The sequence below is a fragment of the Filobacillus milosensis genome (assembly GCF_004402015.1).
Taxonomy (GTDB): Bacteria; Bacillota; Bacilli; order Bacillales; family Alkalibacillaceae; genus Filobacillus; species Filobacillus milosensis.
In genome coordinates this window covers 1-14,902 of the sequence record NZ_SOPW01000029.1, presented here as the reverse complement: position 1 = coordinate 14,902, position 14,902 = coordinate 1, and the positions used below count along the sequence as shown (strand labels likewise).

Genomic DNA, 14,902 nt, shown 5'->3' with positions numbered 1-14,902 from the left:
CTTCTAATCCAGGCAATGAAATGTTAAAATTCATAATACACGCATCTCCTTTTTTGTACTTGTTTATTGGTCTAAACAAAGTTTAACAAAATTAGGAGATTGCGTGTTTTTTATTTGTCAGGAAATTATCTGTACCCCAACATATATTTTAGAGCCATAAAAGGCTTGGACCAAATTGATCCAAACCTTTGAAAAAGTTTATATAAATAGACCTGCGATTGTAGCTGATAGGATTGATGCCATTGTTGCACCAATTAAAAGTTTAAAACCAAAGCGTGAAACCACTTTACCTTTCTCACCATTAATACCAGCAACAGTACCAGCAATGATACCAATTGATGAGAAGTTAGCGAAACTTGTTAAGAACACTGAAAGAACACCAACTGCTTTTTCAGACATTCCTTCCATGGCTGCTTGTAGTTCTAACATAGCTACGAATTCGTTTGTGATAATTTTCAGACCCATGATTCCACCAGCTTGAGAAATTTCACCAGCTGGTACACCCATTAGGAATGCAATAGGTGAAAGAATCCAACCAAGTACTTCTTGTAGCGTTAAACCACTAATTAATGAACCGATTAAGAAGTTAACTAGTTCAAGTGAAGCTAAGAAAGCGATTAGCATAGTTGCAACGATTAAGGCAATTTTACCACCATCAAGTGCACCGTTTGCCATTGCTTCAAAAATACTTTTCGAACCAGATACATCATTAATATCAACAGCATCATCTTCGTCCTCTACTTTAACTGGAGCGATGATAGATGCAATAATCAGTGCACTGAACATGTTAAGTGGAATAGCTACTAAAACATATTGAGCAGGTAGCATCGATAGATAAGCACCTACAATCGAAGCTGATACAGACCCCATAGCAGAAGCACTTACAATGTAAAGGCGATTCTCTGTTACTCGATGGAACTGAGATTTAATCGCAAGTAATGCCTCTGACTGTCCAAAGAACATACTGTTTACCGCGTTAAATGATTCAATCTTTGGAAGCGCTGTGATTTTTGAAATCGCTCCACCTAGTAAATTGATAAGCCATGGTAAAACCTTTAAATAAGTTAATACAGAAAGAATTGTTGCAAAAAATATAATAATTAATAGTACATCAAAAAAGAATACTTGTGGATTATCAGGGTTTGCGAATGCTAGTCCACCCAGGACGAATTCTACACCTGAACGCCCAAACTCAATGAGTTTATTAAATGCAGCTGAAATCGCTTTAATAATATTTTGACCGATTTCAGTATTAAACATAAACCAAGTTATGATTAATTGTGCAATTAACATGAAAGCGATTCCTTTAAATTGTATATTTTTCTTGTCATTGGACATGAACCATGCAATACCAAGAACAATCGCGATCGCTGCAATTGCAAATACGATGTCTAATATAATACCCAAGATGTTGTCCTCCCTTTATTCATGTGAAAACTTTCAACAATTTCTGATTGTAGCAACTTTTACCCTAATCGACAATACTTTAAACTAAAAAATAATTGGTAATTTTTTATTGAGAATTATCAGGGATTTCTTAATTTTTTGCCTAATAATAAAAACGTTCCCTCGAATAATTTTATCTTTACCGAAAGAACGTTTTTTATGTTAGTTATTGGGAGAGTTACACTTTAATTTCCTCATAAGTTAGTTCGTTTTTTTGGTTAATTAGTTGGGTGGATTTAAATTTATCATTAATCGTTGTATCTCCATCAGTGAGGTGAATGACTTTAAATTTTTTATTTAGATCACTTAATCTTCTTAATGGTAAATAGTAATTCGTTCCCCCGAGACACTCAACTGATTCTCGTTTATAGCTAAAATGAAATAAATTTATATCATGATACAAAATAATGTCTGATGATATATTTTCAGCTATTTTTAATGCTTTTGATAACGACTTAGACATCGAAAATGACGCATCAATTAACAGAACATTTATCTCATGATTATATTCAGGTTGCTCAATATGATTATATACTAAACTATCTGCTAAGTTTTTCTGATGACCGATATGGTTGGTTAATGTCTTGTTTAGGTTAAGTTTTTTTATTATGACAGATTTTTGGCGTGGTTGTACTGAATTAAATAGTGCGGTTAATGTCTCTTGAGTGATGGGTGTTCTTGGGCTATTTACAGATTTATTTTTCACCTTATTCTTCGCTCGAATTAACTGTGGATGACGTCCATGATAAAAAATAGGCAACGAGCCATCGTCATACATAAAAACACCTCCAATCTATTCTATGAAGCAATTAGAGGCATTTTGAGTTAAACATAATAAAATCCCGCTCACTGAAGTTGTGAGCGGGATTTTTTATCAACTTAACCTTCTAATAAAAGGTCATATGGGTCTTCAATCATTTGTTTCACTCGATCTAGGAATTGTACGGCTTCACGACCATCGATGATTCTATGGTCATAAGACATAGCAATGTACATCATAGGGCGAACTTCGATTGAATCATCCGGCATTACTTTAGGACGTTTTTCTATCTTGTGCATTCCTAAGATACCAACTTGTGGCGTGTTTAGGATTGGTGTAGATAGTAGTGATCCGAAGATACCACCGTTAGTGATTGTAAATGAACCACCTTGTAAATCTTTCAATCCTAGTTTACCATCACGAGCTTTTTTCGCCAGGTCACCAATTTCACTTTCAATACCAGCAAAACTTAGACGGTCTGCATCACGTACAACTGGTACAACTAGACCTTCTTCAGTTGATACCGCAACACCGATGTCGTAGAATTGCTTCTTCACGACTTCATCGCCTTGAATTTCCGCATTAACTAATGGGAATTCTTTAAGTGCTCCAACTACGGCTTTAGTGAAGAATGACATGAAACCTAATTTAACGCCATGTTTTTCTTGGAAGGCATCTTTACGCTCAGAGCGTACTTTCATCATGTTAGTCATATCTACTTCATTGAAAGTTGTAAGCATCGCAGCTGTGTGCTGAGCTTCAACTAAGCGCTTCGCAATTGTTTGACGACGACGTGACATTTTTTCACGTACAACCGGCTTATCAAATTCTGTTTTCTCAGCAGATTTTTCTTCTTTCTTAGAAGATTTCTTACCAGAATCAGATTTAGACTTAGCTGCTGCTTCCACATCTTCTTTAGAAATACGGCCAACTGGATCTTTTGGCTTGATTTCACTTAGATCAATACCTAATTCACGAGCACGCTTACGTGTTGCTGGTGAAGCGACAGGCTGATCTGTTTTATTATCATCCTTACCTTCATCTTTAGAATCAGATTTCTCTTCCTTAGATTCAGACTTTTCTTCTTTTTTCTCTTCTTTTGGTTCTTCTTTAGACTCTTCTTTGTCATCATCTTTAGACTCAGATTCACCTGAATCACCAGAACCAGATGCTTCTCCGCTTTCGTCTACTTTAGCGATTACGTCACCAACTTCAACGTCATCACCTTCTTCAACTAAAATTTCTGCAATGACACCAGAAAAATCCGAGTTAACTTCAACGTTAACTTTATCCGTTTCTAGTTCAACAACGGGGTCTCCTTTTTCTACTTGGTCTCCTTTTGAAACTAACCATTCAGCAACCGTACCCTCAGTAATGGATTCGGCTAATTCAGGAACTACGATTTCCTTCACTTTAATTTCCTCCTTTAATCGAGCGTTAATGCTTCATTGATAATACGATTTTGTTCTGATTTGTGAATGTTAGGGTCACCAACTGCAGGTGAAGAACGGTATGGGCGTCCAACATAGTTAAGTTTCTGCTTAACTTTCTTAATTTCTTGGATGCGTTCTTTTACAAAATCCCAGCTACCCATGTTCTTAGGTTCTTCTTGTACCCAAACTATTTCTTCTACGTTTTTATATTTCTTTAAGATGCTTTGTAGCTCTTTTTCAGGAAAAGGATAGATCTGCTCTAAACGAACAACATGTACTTCTTCGTTCGGATCTTTTTCCGATATTTCTTCCTCAATGTCTACCATGATTTTACCGCTACCAATGACTAAGCGCTTAACTGCTTCTGCATTTTCGCCTGAACCTTCTTGTTCATAAACAGTTTTGAACTTGCCAGAGGAAAGTTTTTCGTGCTCGACAGCCACTCGTTGGTTACGGATTAAACTCTTCGGTGTCATTAATACTAATGGACGAGCCGCTTCTGTTCCAACGATCGCAGCTTGACGTCTTAACAAGTGGAAGTACTGTCCTGCTGTCGTTACGTTTGCAACAGTCCAGTTATTCTCTGCCGAAAGTTGTAAGAAACGTTCTAAGCGGGCACTTGAGTGTTCTGGTCCTTGACCTTCATAACCGTGTGGCAGAAGCATAACCATACTTGCAATCTGTCCCCACTTCGCACGACCTGCTGCAATGAACTGATCAAAAATAACTTGCGCAGCGTTAGCAAAGTCACCGTATTGTGCTTCCCATACAACTAACGTATCATCTGATTGAACACTGTAACCATATTCAAATCCTAATACACCAGCTTCAGATAATGGACTATTATAAATGCTAAAAGATGCTTCAACACCTTCTAAGCCATGGAACGGGCTATATTTTTCTTGAGAATTTACATCATTTAAAACGGCATGACGGTGAGCAAATGTACCACGCTCTGAATCCTGACCAGTCATACGAATTGGCGTGCCGTCTTTTAGGATTGAAGCAAATGCTAAAGCCTCACCTAATGCCCAGTCAATCTTTTCGTCTTCATTAAATGCTTTCTCACGACGCTTCAAGATTTTTTCGAGCTTTTTAAAGCCTTCAAAACCGTCTGGTCGTTTTAACATATCTTCATTTAGTTTACGTAAAGTATCTTCATCTACTGCTGTTTCAATCTTATCTAAGCCATTAACCACTTCTTTTGGCAAGTCAGGAACTGAAGGATTTTTCTTTTCACTTTCAGTCATGTTGTCATAGATTTCACGAAGTTTCTTCTTAGACTCTTCTTTGTACGATTTTGATTCTTTTTCATCTAAAACATTTTCAGATACTAAACGTTCAGCATATACTTCATATGCCGTTGGATGATTATCGATATCTTTATAAAGTTGTGGTTGCGTACCACGAGGCTCATCCATTTCGTTGTGTCCGTATCTTCTATATCCTACTAAATCAATTAATGCATCTTTCTTAAATTGCTTACGATATTGGTAAGCTAACTCGACTGCTGTTAAGCATGCGATTGGATCATCAGCATTCACATGAATGACAGGGATTTCAAATCCTTTAGCTAAGTCACTTGCATATTTAGTTGAACGACCATCTTCATGATTGGTTGTAAAACCAACTAAGTTGTTAGCGATAATGTGAATTGATCCACCTGTTTCATATCCACGTAATTGAGATAAGTTAAGTGTTTCAGCAACAACACCTTCACCAATGAATGCTGCATCTCCGTGGATCTGTATATTAAATGCTTTACTTACATCATTTTTAGCATAACCTTTTTCATCACGCTGGTCTTGAACTGCACGTGTGTAACCGCCAACTACTGGGTTCACAAATTCAAGGTGTGATGGATTATGTGCAAGTGTTATTTTTGTTTTGCTGTCATCACCATTTTGGTATTCACGGTTAGCACCAAAGTGATATTTAACATCACCTGTCCAACCATAGTTAATACCTGTTGAACCTTCAGAAGGTACTAGTGTTTTATCAGGTGCATGCGCAAACTCGGAAAAAATCATATCGTAAGGTTTACCTAAAACATGAGCTAACACATTTAAACGACCACGGTGAGCCATCCCCATCATGATATGGTCTACATCATCATTATGGGCGTTAGTTACCATGCGGTCTAACATCGGTACCATCACGTCTAAACCTTCGATTGAGAAACGTTTTTGTGCAACAAATGTTTTAGCTAAAAATTGCTCAAAGCCCTCAACGTCACCTAATCTCTTAAGTACTTGTTTCTTTTCATCATTATTTAATGAAACATCAAAAGCGCCAGTTTCTACTTTATTGTAGAGCCACTCGCGTTCATCATCGTCGGGAATATGATTGAATTCGTATGAAATCGTCCCTGAATATCTCTTTTTCAAATGCGTTACTAAATCCCATGCATTCTGTACATTTTTCGGTACTTCAGAGGTTAATAGCTTGGCATCAAGCTGTTTTAAGTCACCTTCTGATATACCATATTTCTTCGGATCGACTAACGGTGAAAACCGATCATCTTGTTTTCCAACTGGAAAAATATCCGCTTCTAAATGTCCATGTCGACGGATTGCCTCAACTAGTTTCATCGCCGCTGTTAATTTTTGCAGACTTGCTGACGATTGTGTGCCTTCACTCGATGTTGATTCAACAGATGCTGACACCCAAGTTGGTGCTCCGTGTTCATCAAACATATGACGCAGTGTTTCATCTACTGCATCAGGGTCATCAAGATATAATTCATACTGCTCTTCGATATAGCCCATGTTTGGACCATGAAAAGCATCCCAAACATTGTCGTTAGACCCTTTCATTGCCACTTTTACTACCCCCATCAGTTTTCAAATAAGTAAGCTAAGTTACTAAGTTTGTATAACAGTTTTTCGGGATATCACTATCAAGTTTTTACCCTTTTTAAAGTATTCACAAACAACTTGAATCTCATAACCAGAAAAACATTATAATCATCACAATTAGTATATATGAAAATGTGTATATAGAAAAGGCAAACACAACAAAAATTGTCGGATTAAAGGACAAAATCAATTTAGTTGGTTCAGATATTGATTTAATGAGTCTATTACATCTGTTTCTGCCTTTTCAGTAAGTTTAACCCCACGAGAATTTAACTGCGGCTTAACTTTTTGATTAAACCATTCAGCTAACCGCTCTTGCTGATTGAAAATGTGTAAATCAATTAAGGCGCTCTGAAAAGATTCAGGTAATTCATTAAACATGATATGCTCTGTGCGATCAATTAGCGAATGCCATACCGATTCAAAGTGTTTAAAATTCGATTGGTCTATTCCTAGTCGATTATGTAATGAATTAGGTTGATTGGTCAGATACTTAGTCATAAGCTTCTCAAGATCATTTCGTTCAACCTCTACAACTATATCTTTAATAAGTTGCAACCATGCCTTTGTATAAAATTTTCGAGCTAATTGGATAGCATAGATATATTGCTCTTTTTTACCTGAACCTATACGATAGTCGCCTTTTATCAATTCTTCTAACTGTGCTAGTAAATCATTAGCGTCAATGATTGTCAATCTCTTTGCACAAATCACAGATAAAACATGAAAAGCATACCTGGGATCTAATCCTTCCATCCCTTCATCTAAAAATTCATTAATGATAGCTTGATCGACTTTATTCGTATTATACTGCTCTAGTTTCTCAAGAAGTGTAATTGAATATGAGGACCGCTTCATGCGCGTCAAAATTAATGCACCAGCTAATGTTTCTAAGGCATAAAAACCTAAGCGCTCCCTGTCATTTTCTAAGAGTTGATTCTGATACATAGCAACTTCTTGAGAAAGTTTTAAGTTATATGGGACTTTTACGAGGACCATTCGGTTTAATATAGCCTGATGTTTATCACTTTTAATAAACTCTTTTAAATCTTCTTCATTGGTGTGACCAATCACAACTTCATCAGCTGTCACTAATGATTGGCGCGAGATTTTATACACTTTTTCCTCTGCCAACGATAAAAAAGGGTAAAGCAGTTGTTGATTGGCTTTGAATACTTCTTGAAGTTCAAGCACCCCTCTATTAGCCGCTTGAAACTCCCCATCATAACAATAAGCTCGAGGATCACTCGATGCCCCGTACGTTGAAATTGTAGAAAAATCAACTGAACCAATGAGGTCTGATATGTCTTGAGAATACGGATCACCAGGAAAGAACGTTCCAATCCCTTTTCTATATGTTTCAGATATATAAAAACGCTTAACCGGGATTTGCTGCCAATTATTAGCCCACTCATTTTTCAACCTAAATTGATTGAATGGTGATAACTCGCCATTCACTTTTACAGGTAACTCGCGGCGCACATGTTCCGGTAAAGCCAGTAAAGGGTCTTCCTGCATAGGACAATCTTTGACTTTAAAAATTGCACCTTGACCGGTGTAAGAAAAGGATTTCATTGCCTGTTTCAACCAACGAACGACACTCGATTTCCTACTCCCAGGCGGTCCCACTAAAATCAACATCCGTTTATGAATATCATATCCCAGACTTGCCGGGTAAAAGTATTGTTCAATTAACCTATTAAGAAGTGACTGATCGACTTCACTAGTAATAATTCCTTCACGAATAGCATGTTGGATGGCATTGTACATACGTTCATGCGCTGATAAGGGAAAATAATTCCCACTATTAATTAGTTCAACATATTCACTCAGTGTCATCTCATCTTTTAACATTTGACCACCCCTTCGTCTAATGTTTATTCAGTCAAGATATTAAAAATTATTCGAACAGTTTATGACAATAGTTCACATGAATTGAATTTTTGGTTATAATACAAGTAATGATTTTGAATAGAGGTGGATCTTCATGAAATTAGCAGTTATTTTAGGTGTATGTATTACATTCTTAGTATCCATTTTTACAGCTGGTTACGATGCAAAACCAGGTCAACCTAAAAAATAGACATTAAAAAATCTCTCACAATAGATGTTGTGAGAGATTTTTTTTATTTTTTGAAAGTTATCAACTTCTTAGTACTAGTCTCCAAGATTAAAAATTTTGTTTCCAAGTCGTAAAAATTAGTGTTTAAAATTTATCAGTTTGTATCTAAGTTTCACCGTCAAGTGACCAAGTCCAAAGTTAACATAAAAAAACAGGCCATAAAAATGACCTGCCTCGACCTGTCTCATCTTAATCCACATTCGGAAAACCTTGTTGCCTTAGTGCTTCATAAACAATAATCGCAGCTGTATTCGATAAATTTAATGATCGAACTTTATCTGTCATATGAACGCGTAAGCAATGATCTTCTTTACCTTCTAACAACTTCTTCGGAATTCCGTCTGTTTCCCGACCAAAAACAAAGAAGATGTCCTCTTCTGTATTACTATAATCATAATCTGTATAGTATTTGGTTCCGAAGTTTTCAATATAATAAAAGCTTCCCTCAGGATACTTTTCATATAATTCATCAAGTGAATCGTAATATTTTATATTCACATCATGCCAGTAATCTAACCCAGCACGGCGCAGCATTTTATCCTCAGTTGAAAAACCTAACGGACGGATTAAGTGCAGCGTCGAATCAGTAGCGAGAACAGTACGAGCAATGTTCCCTGTATTGGCTGGAATTTCTGGCTGATATAAAACGACATGGATTCCCACTGTTTACACCTCTTTATTCTTAATAACCGAGATGTATTATATCACAGATTAACTCGTTTGGTGTAACCAATTACTTGATTTCGTTTCATGATGTAATAGGAATTTCTTGTGATTAAGGCCACTCGCATAGCCAGTCAATGAACCATCACTTCCAATAACGCGATGGCATGGTACAGCAATAGAGATTGGATTCTTGTTAATCGCTCCGCCCACAGCTCGAATGGCTTTGGGATGATTAATTGCTTCAGCTATATCTTTATAGGTCCATTGTTCACCGTAAGGGATCTCATTCAATACTTGCCAAACCCTTTTCTGAAAATCGGTACCTATCATTTCCGTTTTGAACGTAAAGTTTGTCAAACCATCATTAAAGTATCTGTCAAATTCTTGTTTTACGTCTGGAAAAGCTTCAAGGTCATGAAGGGGTTCATCAACAGAATGTTTATTGCGCCATTTTTCTAACCACGAATGACGGTCGTCAACTTCACCTAATTTTACAAAATAAACATGTTCATTGTGACCACCAATCAAAAACTCTCCCATCGGTGAATCATAGCTGGTTAATGTTAATGGTTTCATTAAATACATCCCCTTTGGTTATACTTTTTGAACCAAAAAATCCAGTCCTTTTTCCATTTCAAATAACACATCTTCATCTTCTTCGCGTTCCTTAGCCTGCTCAATCATGTCTCTAGCATCTTCGCGACCAATTTTTCCGATAGCCCAAGCGGCAGTCCCACGAATAACGGGACGAGGGTCATTGACCATTAAATCAGCTAACGTATCAACAGCCGTTTCATCTTTATAATGGGCTAGAGCTACTATTGCATTACGTTGAATAGGTTTTTTACCTCGCCATGAACCTGACATGTATCCAAATTTATTTTTAAATTCCCTGTTAGAAATCTTCAATAAAGGGATCAGCTTTGGTTTAGCCAACTCAGGATCTGGTTCCATCTCAGGGTGAATGTGAAAATCTTTTCCTTTATTTTTAGGGCAAACGATTTGGCAAGTATCACAACCGTATATTCGGTTGCCTAATTTTTCTCGGAACTCATCAGGTAGAAAGCTCTTAGTAATCGTTTGATAGGCTACACAACGTTGAGCATTAAGCTGACCGCCTTGAACGAGTGCACCAGTTGGACAGGCATCAACGCAGATATTACAATCTCCGCAGCCCTCTTCAATTGGTTTATCAGGTTCAAACGGGATATTGGTAATTAATTCGCCTAAATATACCCAGGAACCATATTCTTCAGTAATTAACGCACAGTTTTTTCCGACAAACCCAACACCTGCACGTTCTGCTACCGCACGATCTGAGAGTTCCCCAGTGTCTACCATCGCTTTATAAGCCACTCCATCCAGCTTTTCTTGTAAAAATTCACCTAACAAATTTAATTTTTCACGTAACACATCATGATAATCTTTGCCCCATGATGCACGGGCAAAAATACCACGACGATCACCTTTCCTACTTTTCGGAGCACCCTTCATGCGGGAAGGATACGCTAACGCAATTGAAATAATTGATTGAGCTTTTGGCATCAATTGAGTCGGGGTCGTGCGTTCTTCAATCGAACCCTTTTCAAAACCCGATTGAAATTTTAGAGACTGTTGAACCATTAAGCGTTGCTTTAAGGTGTCAAACGTATCAGTAGAAGCAAAACCGATTTTCTGGATGCCAATCTCTTCGCTGTATTCGATTAATTCTTTTTTCAGTTGTTGAAAGTCCATGCACGCCCCTCCTCTCTTTTAGTTAATTTTTATTTGACGAAGGCGATTAATCGCAGCTGCCAATTCAAATCGACGTGGCATCGCTAAATCGCCTGGATGTTCTTCTTGATTTTTCTGAGTAAAGCTTAGACCTTTTTTGTTAACTTCCTCTTCAAAATAATCCAGCCATTCTGGGACTGTTAGGTCTTGCTTTACAGGTGCATGCATCGCCATATATTTTAACATATTTGCGACCATTCTTGTCTGGGAAACATCGACAATTTGTTCAACTAATGACAAATCAATCGCTTCTCTGCCTAACATAATCGTATGTTTACCTTTTGCCTGAACTTTAGCTTTGTGACCTAATTTTTTCTTAATCGAATCCCTCACAACTTGGCGGTCTGTCCACTTGCCAAATGTTTGTGCAGCTTCTGGCCATTCAACCGGATTTTCATTAGCAATTTGTCTCGCTTTTTCCGTCACGTTGACTGGTACATATTGATCCATCATAATCACTTGGTCAGCGATATCAAAGTAATCACCTGAGCCACCCATGACTAAGACTGTTGACACGTCAAGTTCATCTCGAAGCTGCTTTACTTTTTGAACGAATGGAGTGATGGGTTCTTTATCTTTAACGACAAGCTGCTGCATTCGTTCATCTCTAATCATGAAGTTTGTGGCACTTGTATCTTCGTCAATTAACAGAGTTGAAGCTCCTGCTTCTAAAGCTTCCATGACATTAGCAGCTTGTGAGGTACTTCCACTCGCATTTTCTGTAGAGAATGTATGGGTATCTGCTCCGTTCGGTAGATCATTAATAAACGGTGAGATATTTACTTTACTAATACTTCTTCCATCTTCAGCACGAATTTTCACGGCACTCGGATCTGTCAGAACATATTCTCTTCCATCGCCTGCTATATGTTCATATACGCCTTGTTCTAGTGCTTCTAATATCGTACTTTTTCCGTGGAAACCTCCACCAACAATTAGAGTAATACCTTTCTTAATAGCCATACCTGAGATTGGTGCTTTTCGATGTGGTATATCAAAAGATACTTCATTTTCTTTGGGACTCTTAAAAGGTACTGCGCCTTGAAGTGGTTTTGAACTAATTCCACTTTTACGAGGTAATATAGAATCATTAGAAATAAATGCAATCCAATTTTCTTCCTTCATTTTCTCTCTGATCGCGTCATGTTGATCTGCTAGGTGAGTTACTTCCGTTAAATCTTTTTCATTTAAAGCAAAAATGGAATGATTTAATATCGACGGCAATGCATTAAAGAAAAGTTTCTGCGCTTCTTTTCCATTAATTCGTCGTCCATTAGCTGGTAAGCCAACAGATAAACATACAGTGACCTTATCACTCGTTATGGATACAGCAGAACGCTTTAATATCGCTTGATCTGGAGCGTCAATGGCAACCATACCACTTTTACCACTGCCTCCAATATTAGTTTTTTCTTTCAAAATCGCCTGATGAACCCGACGAGCCATATGGTCTTCAACATATGTTTGACGTCGAAGTGTCTTAAGCCATTCTGCTTCAATAGCTTGAAAACGCTTCGGAATGACTAACCTGATTTTTGACGGGGCAGCGAATGGGTCCCCTTGGACATAATCCACATGTAATTCGTAGTTTTGAAATTGGTACTTACCTTGGATAGACTTATAACCTTTGTAACTTTTTCGATCGATTTGTTGTAACTGTTGCTGTAACTTTTTCAACCCTAACCCTCCGTATGTTTTGAATTGACTTGATCGATTCGTTTCATAATGTTTCTCTTCCAAAGCACTGGCACTAGGACAATAATGGCATACCCAATGCCTACAATCATCATCGTCCACTTATTTCCTTCTACTAAACTAGCACCCATAAAATTATAAATTAACGTACCTGGAATAATACCAATTACTGTAGCTTTAGTAAAATCTATCAACCTTACTTCTGACAACCCCGCTCCATAACTAATTAAATCAAAATTTACAATAGGTAAAAAACGTAAAGCTAGAATATAAAGAAATCCTTTTTCTTCAAATTTATTTTTTAATTCATTTACTTTTTTATTTTTTAAATGCTTAAACTTATCTTCACCTAAACGTCTTGAAATTAAAAACGCCAATACGGCTCCTAGGGTTGCCCCAGTCCAAGCGAGTAATGACCCTAATATAGCACCAAATGCCAATCCACCAACTATTGAAAATATAGATGCTGGAAATAAGGTTAACGGACGTAACGTGAATAATATTAAATAAAAAAGAGGAGCCAGCCACCCAGCCATAAAAATGAACGTACGAAGATCTTCAGGAGATATATGAAATAAACGCTGATGAAAAGAGTATAGGACTAGAACGAAAATAACTATTGCGCTACCTTTAATAATTGATTTTGACTGCATCGATGACCATCCTTTGAGTTAACTTCCATATCTCATTATATTCCCCTTGCATAAAAGCTTTAATCAAAGTTTGTAACCTTTAACCATAAAGTTACGTCTATAACCATAAAGTGGAATTAGGGGGGCAATTATGAAAAAGGTGGTTTTATTTTTAGTATTATTGTTGTTAGTTGGGCTTTACGCTTGTAGTAATTCAGATCCAGCTATGGATGAAGGCAGTTCTTCTGGAAATGCTGCAGAGGACAACGCTGACGATGGAGGTTTTGAGCAACAAAAAGAAAGCACAACTGAAAGCGGCAGCGGCAATGCAGACGACGCAGAGTATGAAGGTGAACAATCAGAGGGATCTAAAACGTCTAAACGCATGATGATACGAACAGGTTACATTGATATTGAGGTGAGTGATTATAGCCGAACTGTTGACCGAATTAACGAAGAAATAAAAAAGGTCAATGGCTATATCGTCAACTCATCTCAATACAATCATGGTGAAGACGAAAACACATCAGGGGAAATGACAATTCGAGTCCCTGAAGAACACTTTCAGGAATTCATGGACAGTCTAAAATCAGAAGATGCTCGTATTCGCAACACCAGAACTGAAGGAAAAGATGTAACTGAAGAGTATGAAGATTTAGAATCCAGACTAAGAGCTCAGGAGGCTGTTGAGGAACGTTTATTAGCATTTATGGAAAACGCTCAAAAAACAGAGGATCTCTTGAAAATTTCTGATGACTTAACATCGGTTCAATCAGAAATTGAGAAAATAAAAGGGCGTATGAATTACCTCGAAAACCATGTGGCTTTCTCAACGATCAATATTAGCATTCAAGAACGATCGGTGAAGGTTCCTGAAGTTCAATCTCAATCTGAGCTGAATACTTTATCAAAAGCACAAAAACTATTTATGGATACGATTAACTTTTTATTGAATATTGGATCTGGAATTGTCGTAGCAATTGTTGGTTTTTCGCCCATTCTTATTCCATTAATAATTATTGGTCTGTTCGTATTTTTAAGGCGAAGAAAAAGATATAAGTCTGAATAATGGTATAGCTTTCTATGAACATAATGGTCATAGATTATATTATAGGAGGTTAATACTGAAGAGGCAGTATGGAAGTTCTGTAAGTGAAAGAGATAGCTTCATGGCCGTATCCGTTTTGCATTTGTCTGACCAACATAATTAGTAGCAGTTGCTGCTAATGATCAATAAATACAGAGGTCTTGGGAATAAGTACCGACAGTATTTTTTAAAAATTGAAGCGCCTATTCGTCCTGAATAGGCGCTTTTCTATTGATAAAAATTATATATTTGCTTATCGTAAGAATTTATTTGCCTTTTCCGAAATTTTATTTGCTTATTTTTACAATTTATTGAGGGTTAGTATAAAAAGTGGACACACCAACTGGCGAAATGTTTACAATGGAAATAACATTTTTAAAGGACGTGTTTACAATGGGTAAAAAGCAAAATAATTATCCCAAAGAGCTAA

At 37.1% G+C, this 14,902-nt stretch carries 11 protein-coding genes; 1 reads left to right on the top strand and 10 read right to left on the bottom strand.

Annotated features, from left to right (window positions below; translation table 11 throughout):
• Nucleotides 1–198: 198 nt before the first annotated feature.
• The 10 genes from E3U55_RS16565 to E3U55_RS16520 all read right to left on the bottom strand — a co-directional run bounded on the left by E3U55_RS16565 (nucleotide 199) and on the right by E3U55_RS16520 (nucleotide 13,406).
• Complete coding sequence (locus E3U55_RS16565; RefSeq protein ID WP_134341595.1) at nucleotides 199–1,398, bottom strand: NupC/NupG family nucleoside CNT transporter; 1,200 nt, start codon at nucleotides 1,396–1,398, stop codon at nucleotides 199–201.
• Nucleotides 1,399–1,624: 226 nt separating this feature from the next.
• Nucleotides 1,625–2,224 (bottom strand): hypothetical protein, encoded by a 600-nt coding sequence (locus E3U55_RS16560; protein WP_134341593.1) that lies wholly within the window; start codon nucleotides 2,222–2,224, stop codon nucleotides 1,625–1,627.
• A 101-nt stretch (nucleotides 2,225–2,325) separates the two neighbouring features.
• Nucleotides 2,326–3,618, bottom strand: a complete 1,293-nt coding sequence (gene odhB / locus E3U55_RS16555) for a 2-oxoglutarate dehydrogenase complex dihydrolipoyllysine-residue succinyltransferase (RefSeq protein WP_134341592.1) — start codon at nucleotides 3,616–3,618, stop codon at nucleotides 2,326–2,328.
• A 14-nt stretch (nucleotides 3,619–3,632) separates the two neighbouring features.
• Nucleotides 3,633–6,455, bottom strand: a complete 2,823-nt coding sequence (locus tag E3U55_RS16550; protein WP_134341594.1) for a 2-oxoglutarate dehydrogenase E1 component — start codon at nucleotides 6,453–6,455, stop codon at nucleotides 3,633–3,635.
• 228 nt (nucleotides 6,456–6,683) lie between these two features.
• Complete coding sequence (locus E3U55_RS16545) at nucleotides 6,684–8,351, bottom strand: hypothetical protein (RefSeq protein ID WP_134341591.1); 1,668 nt, start codon at nucleotides 8,349–8,351, stop codon at nucleotides 6,684–6,686.
• 457 nt (nucleotides 8,352–8,808) lie between these two features.
• On the bottom strand, nucleotides 8,809–9,282 hold the full coding sequence (gene trmL, locus E3U55_RS16540; protein ID WP_134341590.1) for a tRNA (uridine(34)/cytosine(34)/5-carboxymethylaminomethyluridine(34)-2'-O)-methyltransferase TrmL: 474 nt from the start codon (nucleotides 9,280–9,282) through the stop codon (nucleotides 8,809–8,811).
• Between the two features lie 48 nt (nucleotides 9,283–9,330).
• A complete protein-coding gene (locus E3U55_RS17910; RefSeq protein ID WP_134341589.1) occupies nucleotides 9,331–9,861 on the bottom strand; it encodes a methylated-DNA--[protein]-cysteine S-methyltransferase in 531 nt (176 codons plus the stop codon).
• A gap of 18 nt (nucleotides 9,862–9,879) precedes the next feature.
• Nucleotides 9,880–11,019 (bottom strand): tRNA epoxyqueuosine(34) reductase QueG, encoded by a 1,140-nt coding sequence (gene queG, locus E3U55_RS16530; protein ID WP_134341588.1) that lies wholly within the window; start codon nucleotides 11,017–11,019, stop codon nucleotides 9,880–9,882.
• A gap of 18 nt (nucleotides 11,020–11,037) precedes the next feature.
• Nucleotides 11,038–12,735, bottom strand: coding sequence for an ABC-ATPase domain-containing protein (locus tag E3U55_RS16525; RefSeq protein ID WP_134341587.1), 1,698 nt, complete (start codon nucleotides 12,733–12,735; stop codon nucleotides 11,038–11,040).
• Between the two features lie 2 nt (nucleotides 12,736–12,737).
• Nucleotides 12,738–13,406, bottom strand: a complete 669-nt coding sequence (locus E3U55_RS16520) for a TVP38/TMEM64 family protein (protein WP_134341586.1) — start codon at nucleotides 13,404–13,406, stop codon at nucleotides 12,738–12,740.
• A gap of 130 nt (nucleotides 13,407–13,536) precedes the next feature.
• Between E3U55_RS16520 and E3U55_RS16515 the strand changes: the two genes are divergently transcribed.
• Entirely contained in the window at nucleotides 13,537–14,454 is a 918-nt protein-coding gene (locus E3U55_RS16515) for a DUF4349 domain-containing protein (RefSeq protein ID WP_134341585.1), read from the top strand.
• Nucleotides 14,455–14,902 lie beyond the last annotated feature (448 nt).

Coding starts and splice junctions, on each gene's coding strand:
- E3U55_RS16560 (WP_134341593.1), bottom strand. CDS start 2,224: ATGTATGACGATGGCTCGTTGCCTATTTTTTATCATGGACGTCATCCA.
- E3U55_RS16550 (WP_134341594.1), bottom strand. CDS start 6,455: ATGAAAGGGTCTAACGACAATGTTTGGGATGCTTTTCATGGTCCAAAC.
- E3U55_RS16545 (WP_134341591.1), bottom strand. CDS start 8,351: ATGTTAAAAGATGAGATGACACTGAGTGAATATGTTGAACTAATTAAT.
- E3U55_RS17910 (WP_134341589.1), bottom strand. CDS start 9,861: ATGAAACCATTAACATTAACCAGCTATGATTCACCGATGGGAGAGTTT.
- queG (WP_134341588.1), bottom strand. CDS start 11,019: ATGGACTTTCAACAACTGAAAAAAGAATTAATCGAATACAGCGAAGAG.
- E3U55_RS16520 (WP_134341586.1), bottom strand. CDS start 13,406: ATGCAGTCAAAATCAATTATTAAAGGTAGCGCAATAGTTATTTTCGTT.
- E3U55_RS16515 (WP_134341585.1), top strand. CDS start 13,537: ATGAAAAAGGTGGTTTTATTTTTAGTATTATTGTTGTTAGTTGGGCTT.